The following is a 19,445-nucleotide window of genomic DNA, read 5'->3' as shown; positions in this document are numbered from 1 at the left end:
CGTATTTTTCCCCCTGTTGACCTTACTCTTCTTCACTGAACCATACGATATTACGAGCCGCCATGATTAACTCACCGGCTTTCTCTTCGTCTAGTTCATCGATATCACTGATATCATCGGTACCTTGTTCTGCTAATTCCTCTAGGTCGATAACACCGCGGCTGGCCAACACATAAGCCACGTGTTTACTCATACCCTCAAGATTTAATAAGGCTTCGGTAGGTTCTGCACCTTCAAGCGACTCTTCGTTCGCTAGTGCACGCGTGGTTAAGAAAGCGCGCGCTCTATTGCGCAACTCTTCAACCATATCTTCATCTAACCCTTCAACCGCTAGAAGTTCACTTGCCGGCACGTATGCCACTTCTTCTAGTGTCGTAAAGCCTTCATCTACTAGGACAGACGCAAATTCTTCGTCAATATCCAAACCAGCAGTAAATAGATTCAGTACCTTCGCGTTTTCTTCTTCGTGCTTCTTGTTGAGGTCTTCAACCGTCATCACGTTAAGTTCCCAGCCTGTTAGCTGGCTTGCTAAGCGAACGTTTTGACCGCTACGGCCAATCGCTTGCGCTAGATTATCGGCTTCAACTGCTACATCCATGTTATTGCTGTCTTCGTCAACAACAATTGATGCTACTTCAGCAGGTGCCATTGCATTGATAACAAATTGCGCTGGGTTTTCATCCCAAAGCACGATATCAACACGTTCGCCGCCCAGTTCACCCGACACAGCTTGTACACGTGAGCCACGCATACCAACACACGCACCCACAGGGTCTAAACGCTTATCGTTGGTTTTAACAGCAATCTTTGCACGAGAGCCCGGGTCGCGAGCAGCAGATTTAATTTCTAGTGTTTCTTCCGCGATTTCTGGCACTTCTAAGCGGAATAGTTCAACTAGCATGTCTGGATGCGTACGGCTGATAAATAGTTGTGCGCCACGCGCTTCTGGACGAATTACGTAAAGAAGACCACGTACACGGTCACCAGGACGGAAAGTTTCACGAGGAAGCATGTCATCGCGGTAGATAACACCTTCAGCGTTGTTACCCAAATCGATGATGATATTATCGCGGTTAACTTTCTTAACCGTGCCTGTTACCAACTCACCCACTTTATCTTCGTACTCAGCAATCATCTGCTGACGCTCAGCTTCACGTACTTTCTGTACGATAACTTGCTTAGCTGTTTGCGTAGTTATGCGGTCGAATTTGATAGATTCAATCTGTTCTTCCACATAATCGCCAAGTTGTATCTCTGGTTCGTCGATTTGCGCCGCAGAAATCGTAATTTCAGCAAATGGGTTTTCCTGTTCTTGATCATCAGGGATAACCAACCAGCGACGGAATGTATCAAAGTCACCAGACGTTCTGTCGATGCTTACACGAACTTCAATTTCGCCTTCGTTTTTCTTTTTTGTTGCGCTAGCAATAGCAAACTCTAGCGCTTCAAAAATCTTTTCTCTAGGCACTTGTTTTTCATTTGAAACGGCTTCCGCCACTAACAAAATTTCTTTATTCATTTTCGCCTCACTTTTGCTTTCGTCGATGAAAGCAGAGCTGTTCCGTTAATCGAACGTGGGAACAACGTTACCTTTTTCGATATTCGCCACAGCTAACTGGAACTGCTGGCCATCCACTTCAATACTTACCATGCCGTTTTCGCACGCAAGTACTTTGCCTTTAAAATTGCGTCTGTCGTCCATCGGCATAGACAAACGAACCTGAACCACTTCACCCACAGACTCGATGTAATGCTTTTCTTTGAAAAGCGGTCTGTCCATACCTGGTGATGACACTTCCAAGTTATATTCAGTGCTAATTGGATCTTCAACGTCCAAAATCGCGCTAACCTGATGACTTACATCTGCACAATCATCTACGGTAATCCCGTTTTCATGATCAATAAAAACGCGAAGAATCGAATGTTTCCCCGCTCGTACAAACTCGATGCCAACCAACTCAAATCCAAGTGCTTCAACACCTGGTTCTAGCATTTCGGTTAGCTTCTCTTCAAGTTTTGCCAATGCAAACCTCCAAAAACGAAAAAAGGGCCTAAAGCCCACCTGTCATCACCCGGCTCAGCGAGGCTGACTCCAGGTTTTAATACAACAAAAAGCCCCGGACTAGCGGGGCTTTTATTAAAATTCTGAACCCATACCTGCCAACAAGGGCAGTTGCAAACTTATGGGTAAAACCACCGTTAGGTGATAGCTTGCTATGGATGAGGGCGTTACTTTCCTGAACACTCATTTCTGAACTCTGAGGGAGCCCGCGCTCATCACTTAATGTGTCCATTATACGTATAGGCGGCGCATTAAGCAACAGCCAATACTTAGTCTTCGTCTTTGAAGGTGGCTTTAATGTCGAGAATTTTCGGCATTATTTCGATTATTAAATCAACTAAACGAGGCTCAAAATGCTTGCCTCGTTGACTCTCTAAAAAATCGATAGTTTTTTCGATACTCCAAGCGTCTTTGTAAGGACGCTTACTGGTTAGGGCATCAAACACATCAGCAAGAGCGCAAATTCGGCCTTCAATAGGAATATCCTCGCCTGCTAGCCCGTTGGGATAACCGGTACCATCCCATTTTTCATGGTGGGTTAAAGACACCGATTTAGCGACTTTTAATAAAACCGAGTCACCACAATCACCAATGATTTCAGCCCCTATCTCAGGGTGGTGCTTCATGGTCGCAAATTCTTCATCGGTCAATTTACCAGGCTTAAGCATGATACTGTCTGCAATGCCTATTTTCCCTATGTCATGCATAGGGGCTGCATGAAGCAGAATCTCAGCTTGCTTCTCTGATAGGCCATAAGCCAGCGCCAGTTCTTTCGAATAATGACTCATACGCATGACATGCATACCCGTCTCATTATCTTTATACTCAGCTGCTTTACCGAGGCGCTGTACAACTTGTAAACGGCTGTCGAGCAACTCGTCGGCTTGGACCAAACTTAGGTGAGTTTTAACCCGCGCTTTTACTATAGCAGGTGAAATAGGCTTAGTAATATAATCTACTGCGCCAGCGTCAAAACCTTGTGTTTCATCTTGCTCATCATTTAACGCGGTGACGAATATAACAGGTATCTGCTTTGTATTTTCTTGCTGCTTTAACTGTCTGCATACTTCAAAGCCCGTTAAACCTGGCATCATGACATCCAGCAAAATTAAATTTGGCTGCCTGCTTGGCGCTAATTTGAGCGCTTCCTCGCCATTTCTCGCAAAAATAAGCTGATAATCGTTGGCTAGTAGTTGCTTTAAAACGCGGAGATTGACAGGCTCGTCGTCTACAAGCAATAAAGTGGGTTTTTCAATATCAATATCTAACATGCCCTGTCCCATGGCTACTTTAACTCTTCTAACATTAACGAAATCCGTTCATGCGCGAGTTCAAATTCGAAATCGTCTATATCTAATATGATTTGCGTTATTTGTTCTTTATGACTAGAACACCCTACTTCACGCAGGAAAGCCAACTCTTCTTCATCCACCATATTTTTGTCAACGCTTTCAAGCAGCGACATTAAATGGCTAAGTAACAGCTCGTTGTCGATGCTTTCATTTATAGCATCCTCAGCGTACAAGGGCGACTCGCTCAACATTAATTCAATTTTATCTAATGCGTCTCTTAATACATTAATGTTTTCTATATCAACGTGTGACTTCAGCGCTTGAGACTCTATATCTCGCGTGGTGCGGAAAAACGTGGTTAAACATAAATTCCCAGACGTGCCTTTCAATCCATGTGCTAAAGCTGCTACCGCTTTGTAATCTTCCCTAATTGTAGCACTCATCAGCGCATCTATTTTATCTCGACAAGAAGAGGTAAATTTATCGACCTCTTGGAGCACCGTATCTTCGTTGCCCCACAAATCAATGGCCTTATTGATATCTAAAATATGCTTTTCAACACTGAGTGTAGATGCGCGATGCTGCGTTGGCAGCGCGTTTTCTGATACTTTCACCTGCTCAGTTTCCAGGTTAAGTACCCGCACAATCTCTTCCATTAATAAGGAGAAATCCACAGGCTTATTAGCAAATCCTTCCATACCGGCTTGCTCTGCCTCATACTTATCTTGAACGAGCACACTTGCAGTAAGTGCGATGATAGGCGTTGCAGGTAATCCCTGATCTTTTTCATAAAGTCGACGTTGTTTAGCTGCCTCTAAACCATCGAGGTTAGGCATTTGTAAATCCATCAACACCACATCAAAAGACTGTGCGCGCATTTTTTTAAGTGCGATCAAACCGTCTGTTGCCGTCTCTACCTTGTGCCCTGAGCGTTTAAGCAGTAATGAAAGTAACTCAATATTTTGCTGAACATCATCCACTACCAGAATATTCAGTGTAGACTCGATATGCGTTATTTTTGCATCCGCGTCAGCCTTGCTCGTTTCATCTAACGCAACAACTTCTAACGGTAGCCGAAAGGTAAAGGTCGTCCCTTTCCCTTCTTCACTGGTTGCACAAATATTGCCGCCCATCAGCTCTACCAGCTGTTTCGAAATCGTGGTACCTAACCCGGTCCCCCCATACTTTCTACTCATTGACGCATCGGCTTGAGAGAACGGGTCGAATACATTGTCCAACTGCGCTTTCGTCATCCCAATGCCGGTATCTGAAACATCAAAGTAAACAAGCTCTCCTTCACTTCTTACCGCTATTTCTACTTTGCCTTCGTGCGTAAACTTCACAGCATTGCCAATCAGGTTGTTAAGTACTTGCCGCATGCGCTCTGGTACACCTCGGTAACCATCGGCAACCGACGCATCCACGTTAAGTACTAGGTCGACCTTTTTGCGTTTAGCTTCTAACCAAAAGGTCGATACAACAAGGTCTAATTCTTCACGTATAAGGAAGTCGCGATAGTCTAGATCAAGCTTTCCTTTATCTAACTTAGCACTGTCCAAAATATCATTGAGTAGGTGAAGCAGGGAGCGCGCCGAACGATTAATTGTAGTGAGATGAGATTTTTGTTCGTCTCGTAAGGCCTCGCCTAACATGAGGTCGCTAAAGCCAATAATCGCGTTCATGGGTGTACGAATTTCATGGCTCATATTTGCTAAGAAGGCCGTACGGGCTGCGGCAGCCTGCTCTGCCTTTTCTTTCGCGGCTTTAAGCTCATCTTCCATTACACGTCTTTGAGTGATATCAGAGATAAACCCATCTACGTAAAGCACGTTGCCATCTTCATCTTTAACATGAACGCCGTGCTCCGTTACCCATTTAACTTCGCCTGATTTTGCAACAATGCGATATTCATAGGAGAACGGGCCCCCGTCGCTGTTTACATTACAAAGCCTTTCCACATCGTCAGGATGATAAAGGTCACTAAAAGAACGCTTTGGGTCTGGCAATACAAAATCTTCGGGTGAATAACCCGTTACTTCTGTAACCGCATCACTAATAAATACCATTGGCCAGCCAGGCATATTCAGACAGCGATACGCTACTCCCGGAATATTAGAAATCAAACTTCTAAACTTAGCCTCACTTTCACGAAGGGCATCTTCTATTTCTTTACGTTTGCGCAAATCGGAAGCAAACGAAACAAAAACCGGCTTTCCATCAATTTTCGTATACCCCACACCGAGGCGAACCGGTATCTTTTCACCACCTTTTCTTAATATTTCTACTTCACGTCCAGTACCAATAATTTGCTCAGTGGGCACAACCCGTTGACTAAAAAAGTCATCGTCGTAAAGGTGGCGCCTTTCATGAGGAACAATTTCAGACGCGTGAAGACCAATGAGTTCATCAGGCTTATAACCATAAATATGTTCTACGGCAGGGTTAGCCGTTTTTATGATGCCTTTATCATTGACAGTCATGATGGCATCTACTGCCGTGTCGGTTATTGCTCTTTGAATTCGTTCGCTTTCGATTGCCCGTACCATAACGTCACGGTATTTGAATAACAGGCTGATACCCAACACCATAGTAATAAGTATAAGTGTAACTATTGCTATTGATACGGCCAAAAAGACCGCGATATTTGATGATTGAGCAGAGGTTTCCATACCAGGCGGCAAAACAAAACGCGCTGCGGCCATGCCGGTATAATGCATTCCTGCAATAGCACACCCCATAACTACACTAGCTAGTAAAACGTGTTTACCCAAAAGCTTTTTAGACTTCGTTGCCGCTCTTATTCCAAACTTAATCCAAAGTGAAAGCATGGCAAGAAGTACTGCTACTATAATGGACAGCGCGAACATAGGTAAGTTGTATCGCAGCAAAGGTGCCATTTCCATTGCCGCCATACCACTGTAGTGCATAGTACCAATACCTGCGCCTACCAATACACCGCCAAGAATAACTTCACTCACACTGATGCGGGTTTTAATTAGTAAATTCAGCGCTACCCATGCCGCCGCAATGCCCGGCAGGGCCGACAGCCCCGTTATAAGGGGGTCATATTCAACAGATACGCACAAATCAAACGCGGTCATGCCCAGAAAATGCATAGACCAAATGCCGCCACCAAGCGCAATACTGCCCGTTCCCAATAGCGTATTCCGGCGAAGGTGATCGGTTGTAACGGCAGCTTGTCCTGCGACATTAAACGCCATAAATGATGCAAATATTGCGACTAAAAGAGACAATACTACGAGGGGAAAGTGGTAGGCGCCCTCTAGCAAAGTGGCGCTTTCTTCAAACGTAAAAAAGCGAGATATCATAACGCGGCAAAACTACCTTCTAGTTAATTGTTATTAGTGGCGATAAATCAATTTAGCATACACATTTCTATAGTGTAGTTATTTGTTGAGAATATTGTGCCAAAAAATATAGAAGGAATAATTAAAAGGCGAAAAAGAAAAAACCCAGCAAATGCTGGGTTTTTAATGTGGTTGCGGGAGCAGGATTTGAACCTACGACCTTCGGGTTATGAGCCCGACGAGCTACCAGACTGCTCCATCCCGCGACTGTACGGTAAAGCATGGTGTTGCGATGCTTTATAATTCTGGCTATATAAATATGGTTGCGGGAGCAGGATTTGAACCTACGACCTTCGGGTTATGAGCCCGACGAGCTACCAGACTGCTCCATCCCGCGATTGTACGGTAAAGCTTGCATTGCAAAGCTTTGAAATTCTGGTTTATTTTCTGTGGTTGCGGGAGCAGGATTTGAACCTACGACCTTCGGGTTATGAGCCCGACGAGCTACCAGACTGCTCCATCCCGCGCCAGAAAATATACGTTTGAAGCGTTTCGTTTAATGCCTCGCTTCAACGTGGTGCGTATTATACATAGGGACTTTCTCAACACAAGTACAAAGGTGCGAAATATTTCATTTTTCTGACTGTTCGCAGTTTAATTGACCAACATGCTCAAAGTTAATACGAATATGCTGCTGATTAGCACCTTTTACAAAGCACACGCGCTAAGTTATTTAAATTTTTCCATTTTTTCAGCAAGCGAGAAATCCAGTTCAGTCAATCCACCGGCGTCATGGGTGGTCAAAGTTACTTCTACTTTATTGTAAACGTTAAACCATTCTGGATGATGCTTTAGCTTCTCAGCCCAAATAGCCATTTGCGACATCCACCCAAACGCCCGAATAAAGCTTTTAAACGTAAATGTTTTTTTAATGCTATCACCACTGCGCTCCCAAGGGGTGTCATCAGTTATCAGAGCGTTGAGTGCTTCAAGTTTATTCTCAATTTCACTTTCTACCAGTTTTGTAGCCATAGCGCGTTCCTTGAAATAACGTAAATTGATTGACACGTGAGCTTACTACTTTAATGAAACGTTGAAAGATTAGAAGTCATTGCGCGCTATTAGGAAAGCGCAAGGTGGAGGAAATAGTTTACAAGCAATTAAAAAAGCCGACCTAGCGTTGTGACTCACTAGGTCGACTTTATAGGTGCAACGTTAAGCGTTAAAACTCAATAGCTAAACGCGCATAGATTTGTCGGCCTCGCGGGTCGTGAACTTTTGAGTCAAAACCACTATTGGTAAATAGCTGAGGGGGTTCTTCATCAAACATATTGATTGCACCAAGGGTTAACACGTAACTCTGCTCAGTATCATAAAGACCGCCAAGGTCAATGTTATATTGCGCATCAACCGTTAGGTGGCTATCCACTTCGTAAAATCCGCCCGCACAACCGCCTAGGTTAGCTGTGCCGTCATCACAGTTTTGGTCATCGTCATACGACGAAATATAGCGCAAGAAGACATTGGCAGCATGGATGTCATTCTTCCAAGCCAAGCCTAAATTCGCGCGCAGCTCAGGGGAAGATACTCCTATGTTGTTAAAGTTACGACGCCCTGCGCCGTCTATATTACCTGCCTGTGGGTCCATAAGGTCATATTTAGTAATATAGGTAGCATTAAGTGACGGCGTGAAGCTACCAAAGTCGGTTTCAATTTTATAGCTGGTCACAAAATCAAGACCCGATGTTTCAAGTGAGCTTGCGTTAACATAGGTATTGTTCACCTGAAGCGCTGGGCCGGTCAACGGATCGCCCGCGCGAATGACTCGGTCAGGATTCGTCGGGTCTTCATTGAGTACCGCTTGCGCATTCTCCTGAATGATCAAGTCTTCAAATTCAAAATTCCAATAATCAACTTCTATAGAAAAATCTCTGAATGGCTCGTAAGAGAAGCCAATGTTATAGGCGGTAGATTCTTCAGGTTTCAAATCTTCATTACCCGACGTTCGCACCGCAACAAAAGCGACGGCCCCTTGAACAGGGTCAATTAACTGCTGTAACGACGTAGCCCCGCCTTGCGCTAGGAAGACCGTAGGCGCTCTAAATGAGGTAGAAATTGATCCACGGAACGAGAATTCATCGGTTGCGCGCCACGAGACCGCGAGTTTCGGGTCGACAGTACTACCTATTGAGCCACCGTAATCTTCATAACGCACGGCAAGCTGAACGTCTAATTCGTCGTTAATAGGTAAGGCTAATTCACCAAACGCCGCCCATACGTCTTGGCTACCATCAATATCGGGGTTACCAATCACGAAGGTGAAGCTGTCTTGATTCGCCAAGTCATCATAATCTTGACTAAGCTGGTTTTCTCGATACTGCACTCCTAGCGCCAAAGCCGCAAATCCACCGCCCATTTCAAAGACATCAAACGAAGTGAAAGCTTCGAAGACTTCTAAGTCAGCTTTAGAATCAATTACCTCTGTGCCCGTAAATGAACTAACGACATAATCAGAATTGGGGGCCGATGTATAAGAGGTAGCAAACGGATTAAAGAACTCACAATTCCCTACCCCGGGCGACCCTGCTATAGGATCACAGTTCGAACCGCCAAGGCCATAAAGTGCCAGCTGGAACTCTGTGTTTAATACATCAGGTACTCTGAACACAAAATCGTTCACTGCTCGGGTATAACTTACTTCCCAGAACCCTGTGTCGGTGACACCTTGTAAGCTGGTGCTAAAACGAAGGGTGTCAGATTCGGTATTCGCTGGGTCGCCTTCAAAGCCGTTTCCTTCTGCTCTTCCGAAAAAGGCCACAGACTGGCCAAACGGGTTTTGCGGGTGATAATCAGGAACGATGGGCGAAGTTAAGATAGGGAAGCTTGGTGCTCCCCCCCGCTCTGCACGGTTTCTTGCGGTACTGAATTCCGCTGTCCAAGTTATATCGTTATCAAACTCATAATCGGCGCGAACATAGGCATTGGTTCGACTTTCATCGGCAACATACGAATAAAATTTACCAAAATCGAAGCCACAAAAGCCTACTTCTAAGCCGGGAATCGTGCCGCTAGGTGCTCTGAGATCTGGCGCGCCGCCGAACTCTTCACATCCATATGGATCAATTATTGGAAGTGGACCCGCTCCAGGAATATTCAAAAAATAAGAGCCAGGATTTCCTAGGGCACTGGTGTCATCTTGCGGACGACTTAAGCGTCTATCGCTTAAAAACAGTGGCGAGCGGTTGGTATAGCTGATTGCAGCAAGTACGCTTCCGTTGTCTCCAGTAGCTCCCCACAACCCCTGTAGAATATACTCTTTATTATCGCCATGGGCCCCATCTTGATAATCAACGCTTACCATTGCACCGTCGTAGTTTCGTTTAGTAATAAAGTTAACTACACCGGCAACCGCGTCAGAACCGTAAAGGGCTGATGCTCCATCTTTCACTACTTCCATGCGGTCGATGGCAATCATAGGTACTAATGAACTAGTGTCTACAAAGTTGAGGCCTTCATTAGTGGGCTGAGCGGTAACTACTTGGCGCTTGTTATTTAGCAGGACCAAGGTCGAGGCAACACCAAGGCCCCGAAGGTTAATATTAGATGTGCCAGCAGTCGCGTTTTGCGTAAACGCGTCTGGGTTGTTTTCAGCACCTGTGTTAATGGTAAGTGTTTGTGTAATGTCAGCAATATTCTTTGCGCCAATTGCATCAATAGCCACGCTATCAACAACGGCCAGCGGTGAGGGTGATTCGAAGTTCTCGCTTCGGCGCACGAAACTGCCGGTAACTAGAATAAGTTCAACGTCTTTCTTTGCTTCTTGCTCTTTATCTGCGTCAGTTTCTTGTGCTGAAACTAAATAAGGTGAGCAAAGTAAAGCAGTGCCAACCATAGCGGCAACTGCGGTCTTACGCGTTTTAAATTTCATAGTGTGATTCCAAATCTGGGCTTATCACTACCGGCACTACTACTCACACTTTCCGCTAGCAACAGGCTGTTCGATTTTGTGTTGTTATTGTGATAGGTCACATCAAGTGATGGCCTACTCAATTGATACTATGCCCGATTTTCACCTTTGTAAATTTATTGTGAATAATATGTTTACATTAATTTTACACATGGTCAGACCAGATAGACTTTTGGATAAGATCGTATTTAAAATCTAGATACTTCCTAATATTCCACTGAGTATATGTTTCATTGATTAGGTAATTTATACACTACCTCTACAACGGCCCACCTACACACCTAAACTAACTTCATAAAATTCAATCACATAAGAATTAGCATTTAGAGGAACGAAATTTGATTGATCAAGAACAGGCCCACAACAGGTGAATGAGGTTTATGGAGTTTCCGAAAGTAGACGAGGTATATAAGCTTTTAAGTGAAAAGTTAGAAAGCTGGATAGAGGGTGGCATTACCCTACTACCAAATATAGTCGTCGCATTTCTTATTGCTATTGTATTTGGGGTCATAGCTAAAGTTGTGGGCAACGTCGCAGGTAAACTAATGCGACGTACGTTTGAGTCCCGACAAATTGCTGGCCTTCTTACCTCTATTATTAAAGCGATTGTACTTGTTGCCGGCATTTTCATTGCTCTAGATTTCGTCGGTCTTAAAGGCACTGTTACATCACTACTTGCAGGTGCTGGTATTGTAGGGTTAGCGATTGGTTTTGCTTTTCAAGACATGACAGAAAACTTCATTGCTGGCGTAGCAATGGGTATTAGAAAGCCCTTTGATATTGGTGATGTTATTGAAGCTGAAGGGGTGTTTGGAAATGTTAAGGAAATAAACCTTAGAAATACGTTGGTGGAAACCTTTTACGGCCAGCTAGAGGTTATTCCAAACAAAATTTTGTTCCGCAACATCCTGACTAATTATTCGTATTTAGGTTACCGAAGAATAGAAGTGCCTGTGGGTATATCCTACGCCGACGATATTGAACAAGCCGCTAAAGTGATTACGGATGCGATGAACGAAAAGGACTACGTTATCAAGAAAGAAGAAACCGCGGTGTATGCCGAGTCTTTTGGCGATTCTAGTATTAATCTTCTGCTGTGGTTTTGGATTCGATATCCGGGAGAGCCGGGCTTTATGGTAGTTCGTCACGATGCCATTACCACGGTTAAAACGGTGCTTGAAGATAATGACATACTGATACCGTTCCCAATCAGAACGCTGGATTTTAATGCCAAGGGCAGCGATAAACTAAACACCATGCTTAGCGATCGAAATGAATCGAAAGCAAGTAACCATAGTTCAACCTCGCCGCAGTCTTCTGCTGGCGAAAAGGCGAGCGACGGGTCAAGTCACGCCGATGAAGAGTAAAAACCAAAGGAGAAACAAATGGAAATGTTAAATTCAACTACACGTAAACACGCATTTTTAGCACTGATTTTTGCAGCGAGTATTGGAAGCTTAGGTGGTTGCGCTACTATCGAAGGCGCTGGCGAAGATATTCAAAGCGCTGGTGAAGCGGTAGAAGAAGGAGCGCAAGAGGCATCGAACTAAGTGCCAATTTTGTGAATTAGGTACAGAGTTCTCTACTATCAACAATAGCCTGATGAAGGATGCGTTCTTCATCAGGCTTTTTTGTGCTTAGTTTTCACCAAAACAGTGAAAATTCATTAATATGCCCATTATTGCCATGGCCCTGCATATAGCTTGAGCTAGGGTTTAAGTATCGCTAACATTAAAAAACTGCCTACAAGCGCTGGGTTACCGCTCGATTTTAAAAGGCAGCTAGCCTCAACTTTAAAGAGCTTGCCTTGCGGCTTTTCAGTCACGTCAATCAGTTTAAATTGATACTTGAGCGAATCGTTGCATTTCACTGGCTCTAGAAAGCGCAACTTATCGATGCCGTAATTAATCATAGAGGCTATGCGTTCGCTCGGTGATACCACTTCGGCAAAAGCCTTTGGCATCAAACTAGCGCTTAGAAAACCGTGAGCTATGGTGGTTTTAAACGGGCTCTCTTTTTCACAACGTGCCCCGTCAAGATGAATCCATTGATGATCACCGGTTGCGTCAGCAAACTGATTAATCATGTCTTGAGTTACGGTTAGCCATTCAGGCTGCTCAAGTAAATCCCCTACCGATAAATCCAAAAGCGTTTCCATTTTTACGTCCATTCTCCGTTTGTACACGACCAACCTACTATTATTCACTTGAATGTTTCAATTAACTTTTAATAATAGGTATTTATAAATATTCTTGTTACACTAACGCAAATTTATCGTAGATGCTATGTAGCAATGCATTCATATATTGCTTTAATACACGCTGTTACAAACACAGCGCTTCTTCATCTATTGGCTTTTTTTCAGAGCATTCGCTCGTAAAGGATTAGTTATGAATCTCAATAGAATCGATTTAAATTTGTTTGCCGTATTTGATGCCATTTATACGGCAGGCAGTTTGACCAAGGCAGCAGACGTACTATGTATTACTCAACCCGCGGTGAGTAATTCATTAGCAAGACTGAGAGAAATGCTTAATGACCCGCTTTTCGTGCGCACTGGGCATAGCATGACACCTACACCAGTAGCTCAAAACATTATTGTTCCTGCGCGTCAGGCCCTTGCATTGTTACGCAAGAGTGTTCAAGAAAGCCATACCTTCGACCCGCTTACCGCTGAAAAGTCCTTCAACTTTGCTAGCCGCGATTTACTAGAGGTGAGCATAATGCCTCGCTTAGTCTCTCGCCTTCAAAACTTAGCGCCGAATATTGGATTAACAAACTACGAAATTCCGCGCAGTCAGGTGGTATCCGCAATGGCAGCGGGTACGCTGGACTTCTTCGCTGACGCGTCTACGTTTACCGACCCACACTTGTGTAAAGAGAAAATTGCACAAGACAGGTTTGTTGTATTAGCCCGTAAAAATCACCCTGCCCTAAAAAACGGGCTGGACTTAGATACCTTTCTTCGTCTTGGGCATATTAACGTATCGCAACGCAAATCGGGCGCAGGCCCTATTGACGTAGCGCTAGACAAAATGGGCAAAAGAAGAAAAGAAGTCATGCGTGGGCAACACTTTTTGACAGTACCCAGTACCATAGTGAAAACCGATTTAATCGCTTGTTTACCATTTCACTTAGCAAAGCATTACGATCTTGCGATTTACGAAATGCCCTTTGACCTGCCGCCGGTCGAATATTATTTGTATTGGCATGTTAGCGCAGACCACGACTACGCCCATATGTGGATGCGTGAACAAATTATGGAAGTGGCAAGTAATTTTAAGCCACACTAGCCCACCCTGCCTAAAAGCGCTCACCCAGAGCGCTTTTTTATTGCGCTTATTTAACGTGCTTATTTAGCGCACTCATTTAGTGTGCTATGTCAGTTATTAAGCCACATACCTAAGTATCGATTACGGCGTTTCTAACCTCTCATGAATATTGTTTAATCGTTTCCAACGAACGAATATTCAAACAACTTACTTGAGGAATTAACCATGTTGAAAATCGTTAAAACTTCTCTTGTTATCGCAGCAACATTTGGCATGTCAGGTATGGCACACGCAGATGTAAGCGAGGCGCTAGCAAACATTTGCACTATTGTACAAGCTGACGATAAAGGCGAGCTTCGTAAGAAGATGCGTTCAGTTGAATCAGATTATCGTATGAAGCTTAAAGATTATTACTCAGGCATTAGCTGTAGTGGTAACAGCCTAATTCGTACGGCTCTGCTAAGTAACGCAGTAGAAGCTGGTGAGCTACTGGTTAAGAAAATGCCCAAGAGCGATTTAAATGCGCCTGAAGCAGACGGTAAAACACTGCAAGCATGGGTTGCCGAAAACGGCTTGCAAGACAACCCAATTGCAGCGGTAATTAACGACAGACTGTAACCCCCTTTCACGCCATGTGAATCAGTTCAACATGGTTGCAGAGTAATCTGCACTTTAAGAAGCGACCTCCGGGTCGCTTTTTTCTTTTCAAGATGAAAAAAAGGAGAGTTAATATTAACTCTCCTTTTATTTATTAATTAGTATCTAACTGGCTTTAGGGAAACTGCGAATAAGTCCTGCAATTTAGTTCTTGAACCAGCCTTTGCATTCGCCGTCTAATTTTTGAACGCTAAATTCTCAATTTTGGCCAATATACTGCCGTTTTAGGCCGGATTTCGACCTAATTCCGGGCTATTCCCGGATTTCAGACAGATCTTGGCTGTCGTCGTAACATCTGGTCTACTTTAAACAGGTTCGCCAAGGTGAATAGCATGGCTAACTGTGAGTCATTTTTTGTCAGCCCTTTATAGCGTGCTTTGATAAAGCCGAACTGACATTTGATGATGCGAAACGGGTGTTCAACTTTTGCTCGGATGCTGGCTTTTAAATATTCGATGTTGATGGCAGTTTTGTTTTTGCGGGGATGCTTTTTCAGTGCCCGAACCTTTCCGGGACGCTCAGCAATCAGCCATTCCACATCCTTTTCTTTAAGTTCTTCACGCTTCTCTGCGCCTTGATATCCAGCATCGCCAGAGATGAATTCCTCATCGCCATGCAACAGGTTCTTCATCTGATTCAGGTCATGTTCGTTGGCGGCAGTGGTCACCAGCGTATGCGTCAGGCCACTCTTGGCATCCACTCCTATATGGGCTTTCATGCCGAAGTGCCATTCATTACCTTTTTTGGTCTGGTGCATATCCGGGTCACGCTCATTCTTTTTATTCTTGGTGGAGCTGGGAGCTTCAATAATCGTCGCATCCACCAGTGTACCCTGCGTCATCATCACACCGCACTCCGACAGCCATTGGTTGACCGTTTTGAATAATTGGCGAGTCAGCTTGTGCTTTTCCAGCAAGTGACGGAAGTTCATAATGGTGGTGCGGTCAGGAATGGCTTTATCCAGTGACAGTTGCGCAAACTGACGCATCGAAGCAATTTCATATAACGCATCTTCCATCGCTTCATCACCGAGGCTATACCATTGCTGCATACAGTGAATGCGAAACATGGTCTCAAGCGCATATGGACGTCTGCCATTGCCTGCTTTAGGATAAAAGGGTTCAATCACTTCCAGCAATTGAGACCACGGCAGCAGGTTATCCATTCTGGATAAGAATATCTCTTTACGGGTCTGACGGCGCTTGCTGGAAAACTCGCTATCGGCAAAAGTTAACTGTTGGCTCATGGGCGGTAATGGCTGTGATTTACTATGCAGCTATGATCTCACATCGGGGACTTATTCGCATCTTCCTTAGCCACCGCTAGCTTTTCCTCCGAAAGTGCTTCGCTTATCGAAAGTACAGGCTCATTTTGATAAACACGCTCAAGGAATGCCTTGTAGACATCAGCAAATTTTTCTTGCTGAGCAAGCTCACCAAACACTTCTTCTATCTTCAAGAAGCTTAAGCTGTCTGTTTCATTTTGCTGGGCAGCGCGATGAAGTGTATCAGACAATACGTCGTTAATTTCTAGCGGCTTTCCGTCTTGAGACGCGTGTTTATCTGAATAATACGACCAACACGCGACAACGAAGGCACTAATACTTACATCACGCCCGGCTACTAAGTTATCACGTACCGTAGGCAGCAAGAACACTGGCAGTTTGGCTGAACTTTCTAAGCAAATACGCGCTAAGGTATCTTTGATAAAAGGATTTGAAAAACGAGAGATTAACGTATCGCGATAATCAAATACATCAATGCCTTCAACCTGATCTAGGGTTGGCATCACCTCTTTTTCCATAAAGATAGACAATAGCTGTTTTAATTGCGCAGCTTCTACACTCTCATGGATAATATCAAGACCGGCAACTGAACCCACTAGCCCTAATACTGAATGCCCAGCATTTAGCATGCGTAGTTTAAGCTTTTCATAAGGCGCTACATCGCTAACAAATTGTGCGTCCACTTCATCAAACTGTGGCTTAGTATTACAAAAGTCATCTTCAATAACCCACTGCTTGAAAGGCTCACATACTACTGGCCAGCTATCTTCTACCCCTTGTGCTTTAAGCATTACTATATCTTCGCTTGTAGTCGCAGGCGTAATTCTGTCTACCATAGAATTAGGAAAGCTGACGTTCTCGTTAACCCACTGCGCTAATGCTTGGTCGAATAACTCAATATAAGCTAGCAACATCTTCTTCAACACATGACCGTTGTGCTGAATATTGTCGCACGACATAACCGTAAAGGGCTTAACGTTGTTTTCTCTGCGCTTTTTGATTGCAGCAACTAAGTAGCCAAAAACCAGTTTAGGGCTTTTCGGATTTTCGATGTCGTGAAGCACATCTGGGTTAGTGGTAATAAACTCACCTGTAGATGCATCAAAGTTATAACCACCTTCAGTGATGGTTAAAGAAACGATACGCACTTCAGGCTCAGACATTTTATCAATGACAGCTTGAGGATTATCTGGCGCCATTAAGAAACCAGTCATCGCACCTATCACTGACGCAGAGCGCGACCCGTCATTGTGCTTTTCAACCAATGTGTAAAGATTGTCTTGCTCATCGAACACTTTTTTCATTGCTCGGTCGTTTTCACGAAGGCCTACACCACAAATACCCCACGACAAATTACCGGTCTTGGCCATTAATCTGTCTACATACATGGCTTCATGTGCACGATGAAACCCACCCACGCCGATGTGAACAATACCCGTTTGAACATTCTCCACATCATAAGCTGGACGCTTAACGTCAGCTGGCAAGGATGGCAAGTTAGCTCTGTTTAATAAAATTGTCGTTTGAGATTGCATAAAAACCTTATTAGCTTTGTAGCGCTTTCTGGCGACGCATCGCCCAATACGCAGTAACGAAATAGATAACGGTGCACGCGAACCCTATATTGAAAAATAAATCACGGTTCGATTCGTACACGGCAAGCGTGTCACTAAGAGAAAACGTTTTAATTGCTAGCGCGATGGACACAAGTAAGCTAGCTACAGAAGTAAGGCGCAATAATTTAGTTGCGGCGCTGATATCCTCAACGTGGTCGCTTTCTAACGCCGCTTCTTGCTGTTGGTGTTCTTCAACACGCTCGTCAAAGGCCTTCACTTGCGCTTGTTGCTCAGGGTATTCTTCTTTCGCGCCGTATTTAGCAGCAAGCACGGTATATACGGCTATTGTGAAGAACCATGTAGGGATAAACAGGTAATAGAATGAAATAACATCTAACGCATTTAACCCAAAGCCGAACACAAGTCCTAGGCCCCAGCTTGCAACAGCGGGTGTGCTATGGGTAAGGCTTTGATAATGGGCCCAGTAACGTGTAAACCCAATGCGAGGAAAAATCATATGCTCAGCGAAGACTATTGCACCGACTGGAACAACAAGCAGCCCGGCATAAGTTAAAAGTGGCAGCAACTTAGTAAATACGAATGGGAAGCACGCGATGGCTACGGTAACCATACCAACTATAGCAGTGGTTTTAGTACGTGATTTATCTTTAAAAATAGCTTGTGCAGCAAGTCCGGCACGATAAAGGTTAGCGTTTGCGGTAGTCCAGCCGGCAACGATAACAATAACAAGACCAGAGAGACCTAACGCGTGGAATGCCACGTCACCTGGATCAAGTTCTACAATAGATTTCTGCACAATAACCGCAGTCCCCGCGCCCATAATACCCGCTGAGATCCATGCGATATAGTGACCAAACAACATGCCTGCTGAGGTGCAAAGACCGTAGCGCTTGCGTTTCGCAAAGCGTAGTAGCGCCATATCAATAAGGCCAAAATGCGTGATGGTATTTGCTGCCCAAGAGAACCCAATAACTTCTAATAAGCCAATTCCTGGTTCACCGCTTTGCGTTAAACCGGTCCACACCGACGTACTGCCGATATGCATAAAGTCGTTCCACGACGTTAAGAATGTTTGTCCTATCACAGATTCTGCCAATGCAGGCATAAGAATAAGTGGACCACAGATAAACATAGTGAAAAGCCAAGGGGCACAAATACGAGAGAAGTCCGACACAGCGTTAAAACCGTACATGGCAACAAACACAACAATAACGCCCACAGCCAACACAACAGCAACAAATGCTAAATTAGTCGGGTACCAGTTCAACTGCGCTGGAATGTTTAACGCAAATCGAACGGCAGTGGCTGATACGGTAATCATCGCAGCGGAAATAACGGTGAATATGATCACATTCGCCCAGTTATAGAGCTTGGTCATTGAATCACCCGCTATCTTCTGAAGATAGGAGTACAAGCTTAGACGGGTTTCAACAGCTATAGGTGTAGTGATAAGTGTCCAGCTCAAAACAGCCAGTAGGTTACCAATAAGTAAGCCTAACAAGATGTCGGTCATGGTGGCGCCTAAGGCGACAAACGTTGCACCGAAAACAAACTCTGTGGCCGCAACGTGTTCACCGGCATACAAGCCCATGAAGTGCTTCCAGCCTTTAAGTTTATGCTTTGCGACCGGCAGTTGCTCGTCGCTTACTTTTGAAATATCAATATCGCTCGACGTTGACTTCATCTTCAAATCTCTTGTTATAGGTGGATGTCTCTTTGTTGTGTCTTTGTAGCGACAATGCAGATAGAGCAATTGCCCAACTTGTGAGACATATCTCATTTTCGTGAATATTTGCACATACCCCTTCATTTGTAAACACGAATTAACAAAATAAAGTCGCTATGCGTTAAATTTTTAACACGACAAAATTGCTCAACAAATGTACGCCAGCCTTTTCCCTTAGGGGTATCTCTTTGAAGTAAATAGCGAAGATATAAAATGGTATTGTTAATACATTGAGTAATTTCAGCGAGTTTACGTAAAACAGCGTTATCGCGATTGGCGCATTAAATTAACGGTAGAAA

General features: G+C 44.2%; 14 protein-coding genes and 3 tRNA genes. 4 read left to right on the top strand and 13 right to left on the bottom strand.

The features are described 5' to 3' along the window. Positions 1-22: 22 nt before the first annotated feature. The 9 genes from nusA to MADE_RS08650 all read right to left on the bottom strand — a co-directional run bounded on the left by nusA (position 23) and on the right by MADE_RS08650 (position 10,590). Positions 23-1,519 carry a transcription termination factor NusA gene (gene nusA, locus MADE_RS08690; RefSeq protein WP_012518252.1) on the bottom strand — a complete coding sequence of 499 codons (1,497 nt, stop codon included), beginning with the start codon at positions 1,517-1,519 and terminating at the stop codon, positions 23-25. 45 nt (positions 1,520-1,564) lie between these two features. After that, a complete protein-coding gene (gene rimP, locus MADE_RS08685; RefSeq protein WP_012518251.1) occupies positions 1,565-2,023 on the bottom strand; it encodes a ribosome maturation factor RimP in 459 nt (152 codons plus the stop codon). Positions 2,024-2,331: 308 nt separating this feature from the next. Further along, the gene (locus MADE_RS08680; protein ID WP_041912872.1) at positions 2,332-3,333 is read right to left on the bottom strand and encodes a response regulator; all 1,002 of its coding nucleotides are present in this window, start codon (positions 3,331-3,333) and stop codon (positions 2,332-2,334) included. Positions 3,334-3,347: 14 nt separating this feature from the next. Then, positions 3,348-6,683, bottom strand: coding sequence for an MHYT domain-containing protein (locus MADE_RS08675; RefSeq protein ID WP_012518249.1), 3,336 nt, complete (start codon positions 6,681-6,683; stop codon positions 3,348-3,350). A gap of 168 nt (positions 6,684-6,851) precedes the next feature. Beyond that, positions 6,852-6,928 (bottom strand) — tRNA-Met (locus MADE_RS08670). A 54-nt stretch (positions 6,929-6,982) separates the two neighbouring features. Then, positions 6,983-7,059 (bottom strand) — tRNA-Met (locus MADE_RS08665). A 53-nt stretch (positions 7,060-7,112) separates the two neighbouring features. Next, a tRNA-Met gene (locus tag MADE_RS08660) sits at positions 7,113-7,189 on the bottom strand. 202 nt (positions 7,190-7,391) lie between these two features. After that, positions 7,392-7,694, bottom strand: coding sequence for a 4a-hydroxytetrahydrobiopterin dehydratase (locus tag MADE_RS08655; RefSeq protein WP_012518248.1), 303 nt, complete (start codon positions 7,692-7,694; stop codon positions 7,392-7,394). A gap of 190 nt (positions 7,695-7,884) precedes the next feature. After that, positions 7,885-10,590, bottom strand: a complete 2,706-nt coding sequence (locus tag MADE_RS08650) for a TonB-dependent receptor (protein ID WP_012518247.1) — start codon at positions 10,588-10,590, stop codon at positions 7,885-7,887. Positions 10,591-11,009: 419 nt separating this feature from the next. Between MADE_RS08650 and MADE_RS08645 the strand changes: the two genes are divergently transcribed. Next, positions 11,010-11,996: a mechanosensitive ion channel family protein gene (locus MADE_RS08645; protein WP_012518246.1), complete on the top strand. Its 987-nt coding sequence runs from the start codon at positions 11,010-11,012 to the stop codon at positions 11,994-11,996. A gap of 18 nt (positions 11,997-12,014) precedes the next feature. After that, a complete protein-coding gene (locus MADE_RS20200; RefSeq protein ID WP_012518245.1) occupies positions 12,015-12,179 on the top strand; it encodes an entericidin A/B family lipoprotein in 165 nt (54 codons plus the stop codon). A 158-nt stretch (positions 12,180-12,337) separates the two neighbouring features. Here MADE_RS20200 and MADE_RS08640 read toward each other — a convergent pair whose 3' ends face one another. Beyond that, positions 12,338-12,787: a MaoC family dehydratase gene (locus MADE_RS08640; RefSeq protein ID WP_012518244.1), complete on the bottom strand. Its 450-nt coding sequence runs from the start codon at positions 12,785-12,787 to the stop codon at positions 12,338-12,340. A gap of 232 nt (positions 12,788-13,019) precedes the next feature. Here MADE_RS08640 and MADE_RS08635 point away from each other — a divergent pair, with 232 nt between their 5' ends. Together MADE_RS08635 and MADE_RS08630 are read left to right on the top strand one after the other, a co-directional pair. Next, positions 13,020-13,922 (top strand): LysR family transcriptional regulator, encoded by a 903-nt coding sequence (locus tag MADE_RS08635; RefSeq protein WP_012518243.1) that lies wholly within the window; start codon positions 13,020-13,022, stop codon positions 13,920-13,922. 204 nt (positions 13,923-14,126) lie between these two features. Further along, on the top strand, positions 14,127-14,519 hold the full coding sequence (locus tag MADE_RS08630) for a DUF3718 domain-containing protein (RefSeq protein WP_012518242.1): 393 nt from the start codon (positions 14,127-14,129) through the stop codon (positions 14,517-14,519). Positions 14,520-14,823: 304 nt separating this feature from the next. Here the strand turns inward: MADE_RS08630 and MADE_RS08625 are convergent, their stop codons facing one another. The 3 genes from MADE_RS08625 to MADE_RS08615 are packed head-to-tail and all read right to left on the bottom strand — an operon-like array spanning position 14,824 to position 19,104. Next, positions 14,824-15,804 (bottom strand): IS5 family transposase, encoded by a 981-nt coding sequence (locus tag MADE_RS08625; RefSeq protein ID WP_012518120.1) that lies wholly within the window; start codon positions 15,802-15,804, stop codon positions 14,824-14,826. Positions 15,805-15,842: 38 nt separating this feature from the next. Continuing rightward, a complete protein-coding gene (locus MADE_RS08620) occupies positions 15,843-17,378 on the bottom strand; it encodes a mannitol dehydrogenase family protein (RefSeq protein ID WP_023559652.1) in 1,536 nt (511 codons plus the stop codon). A gap of 10 nt (positions 17,379-17,388) precedes the next feature. Continuing rightward, positions 17,389-19,104 (bottom strand): purine-cytosine permease family protein, encoded by a 1,716-nt coding sequence (locus tag MADE_RS08615; RefSeq protein ID WP_015067042.1) that lies wholly within the window; start codon positions 19,102-19,104, stop codon positions 17,389-17,391. Positions 19,105-19,445: the final 341 nt, after the last annotated feature.

Origin of the sequence: Alteromonas mediterranea DE, assembly GCF_000020585.3 — a bacterium.
Taxonomy (GTDB): domain Bacteria; phylum Pseudomonadota; class Gammaproteobacteria; order Enterobacterales; family Alteromonadaceae; genus Alteromonas; species Alteromonas mediterranea.
The sequence above is the reverse complement of the archived record's forward strand: the minus strand, read 5'-3'. Positions and strand labels throughout refer to the sequence as shown.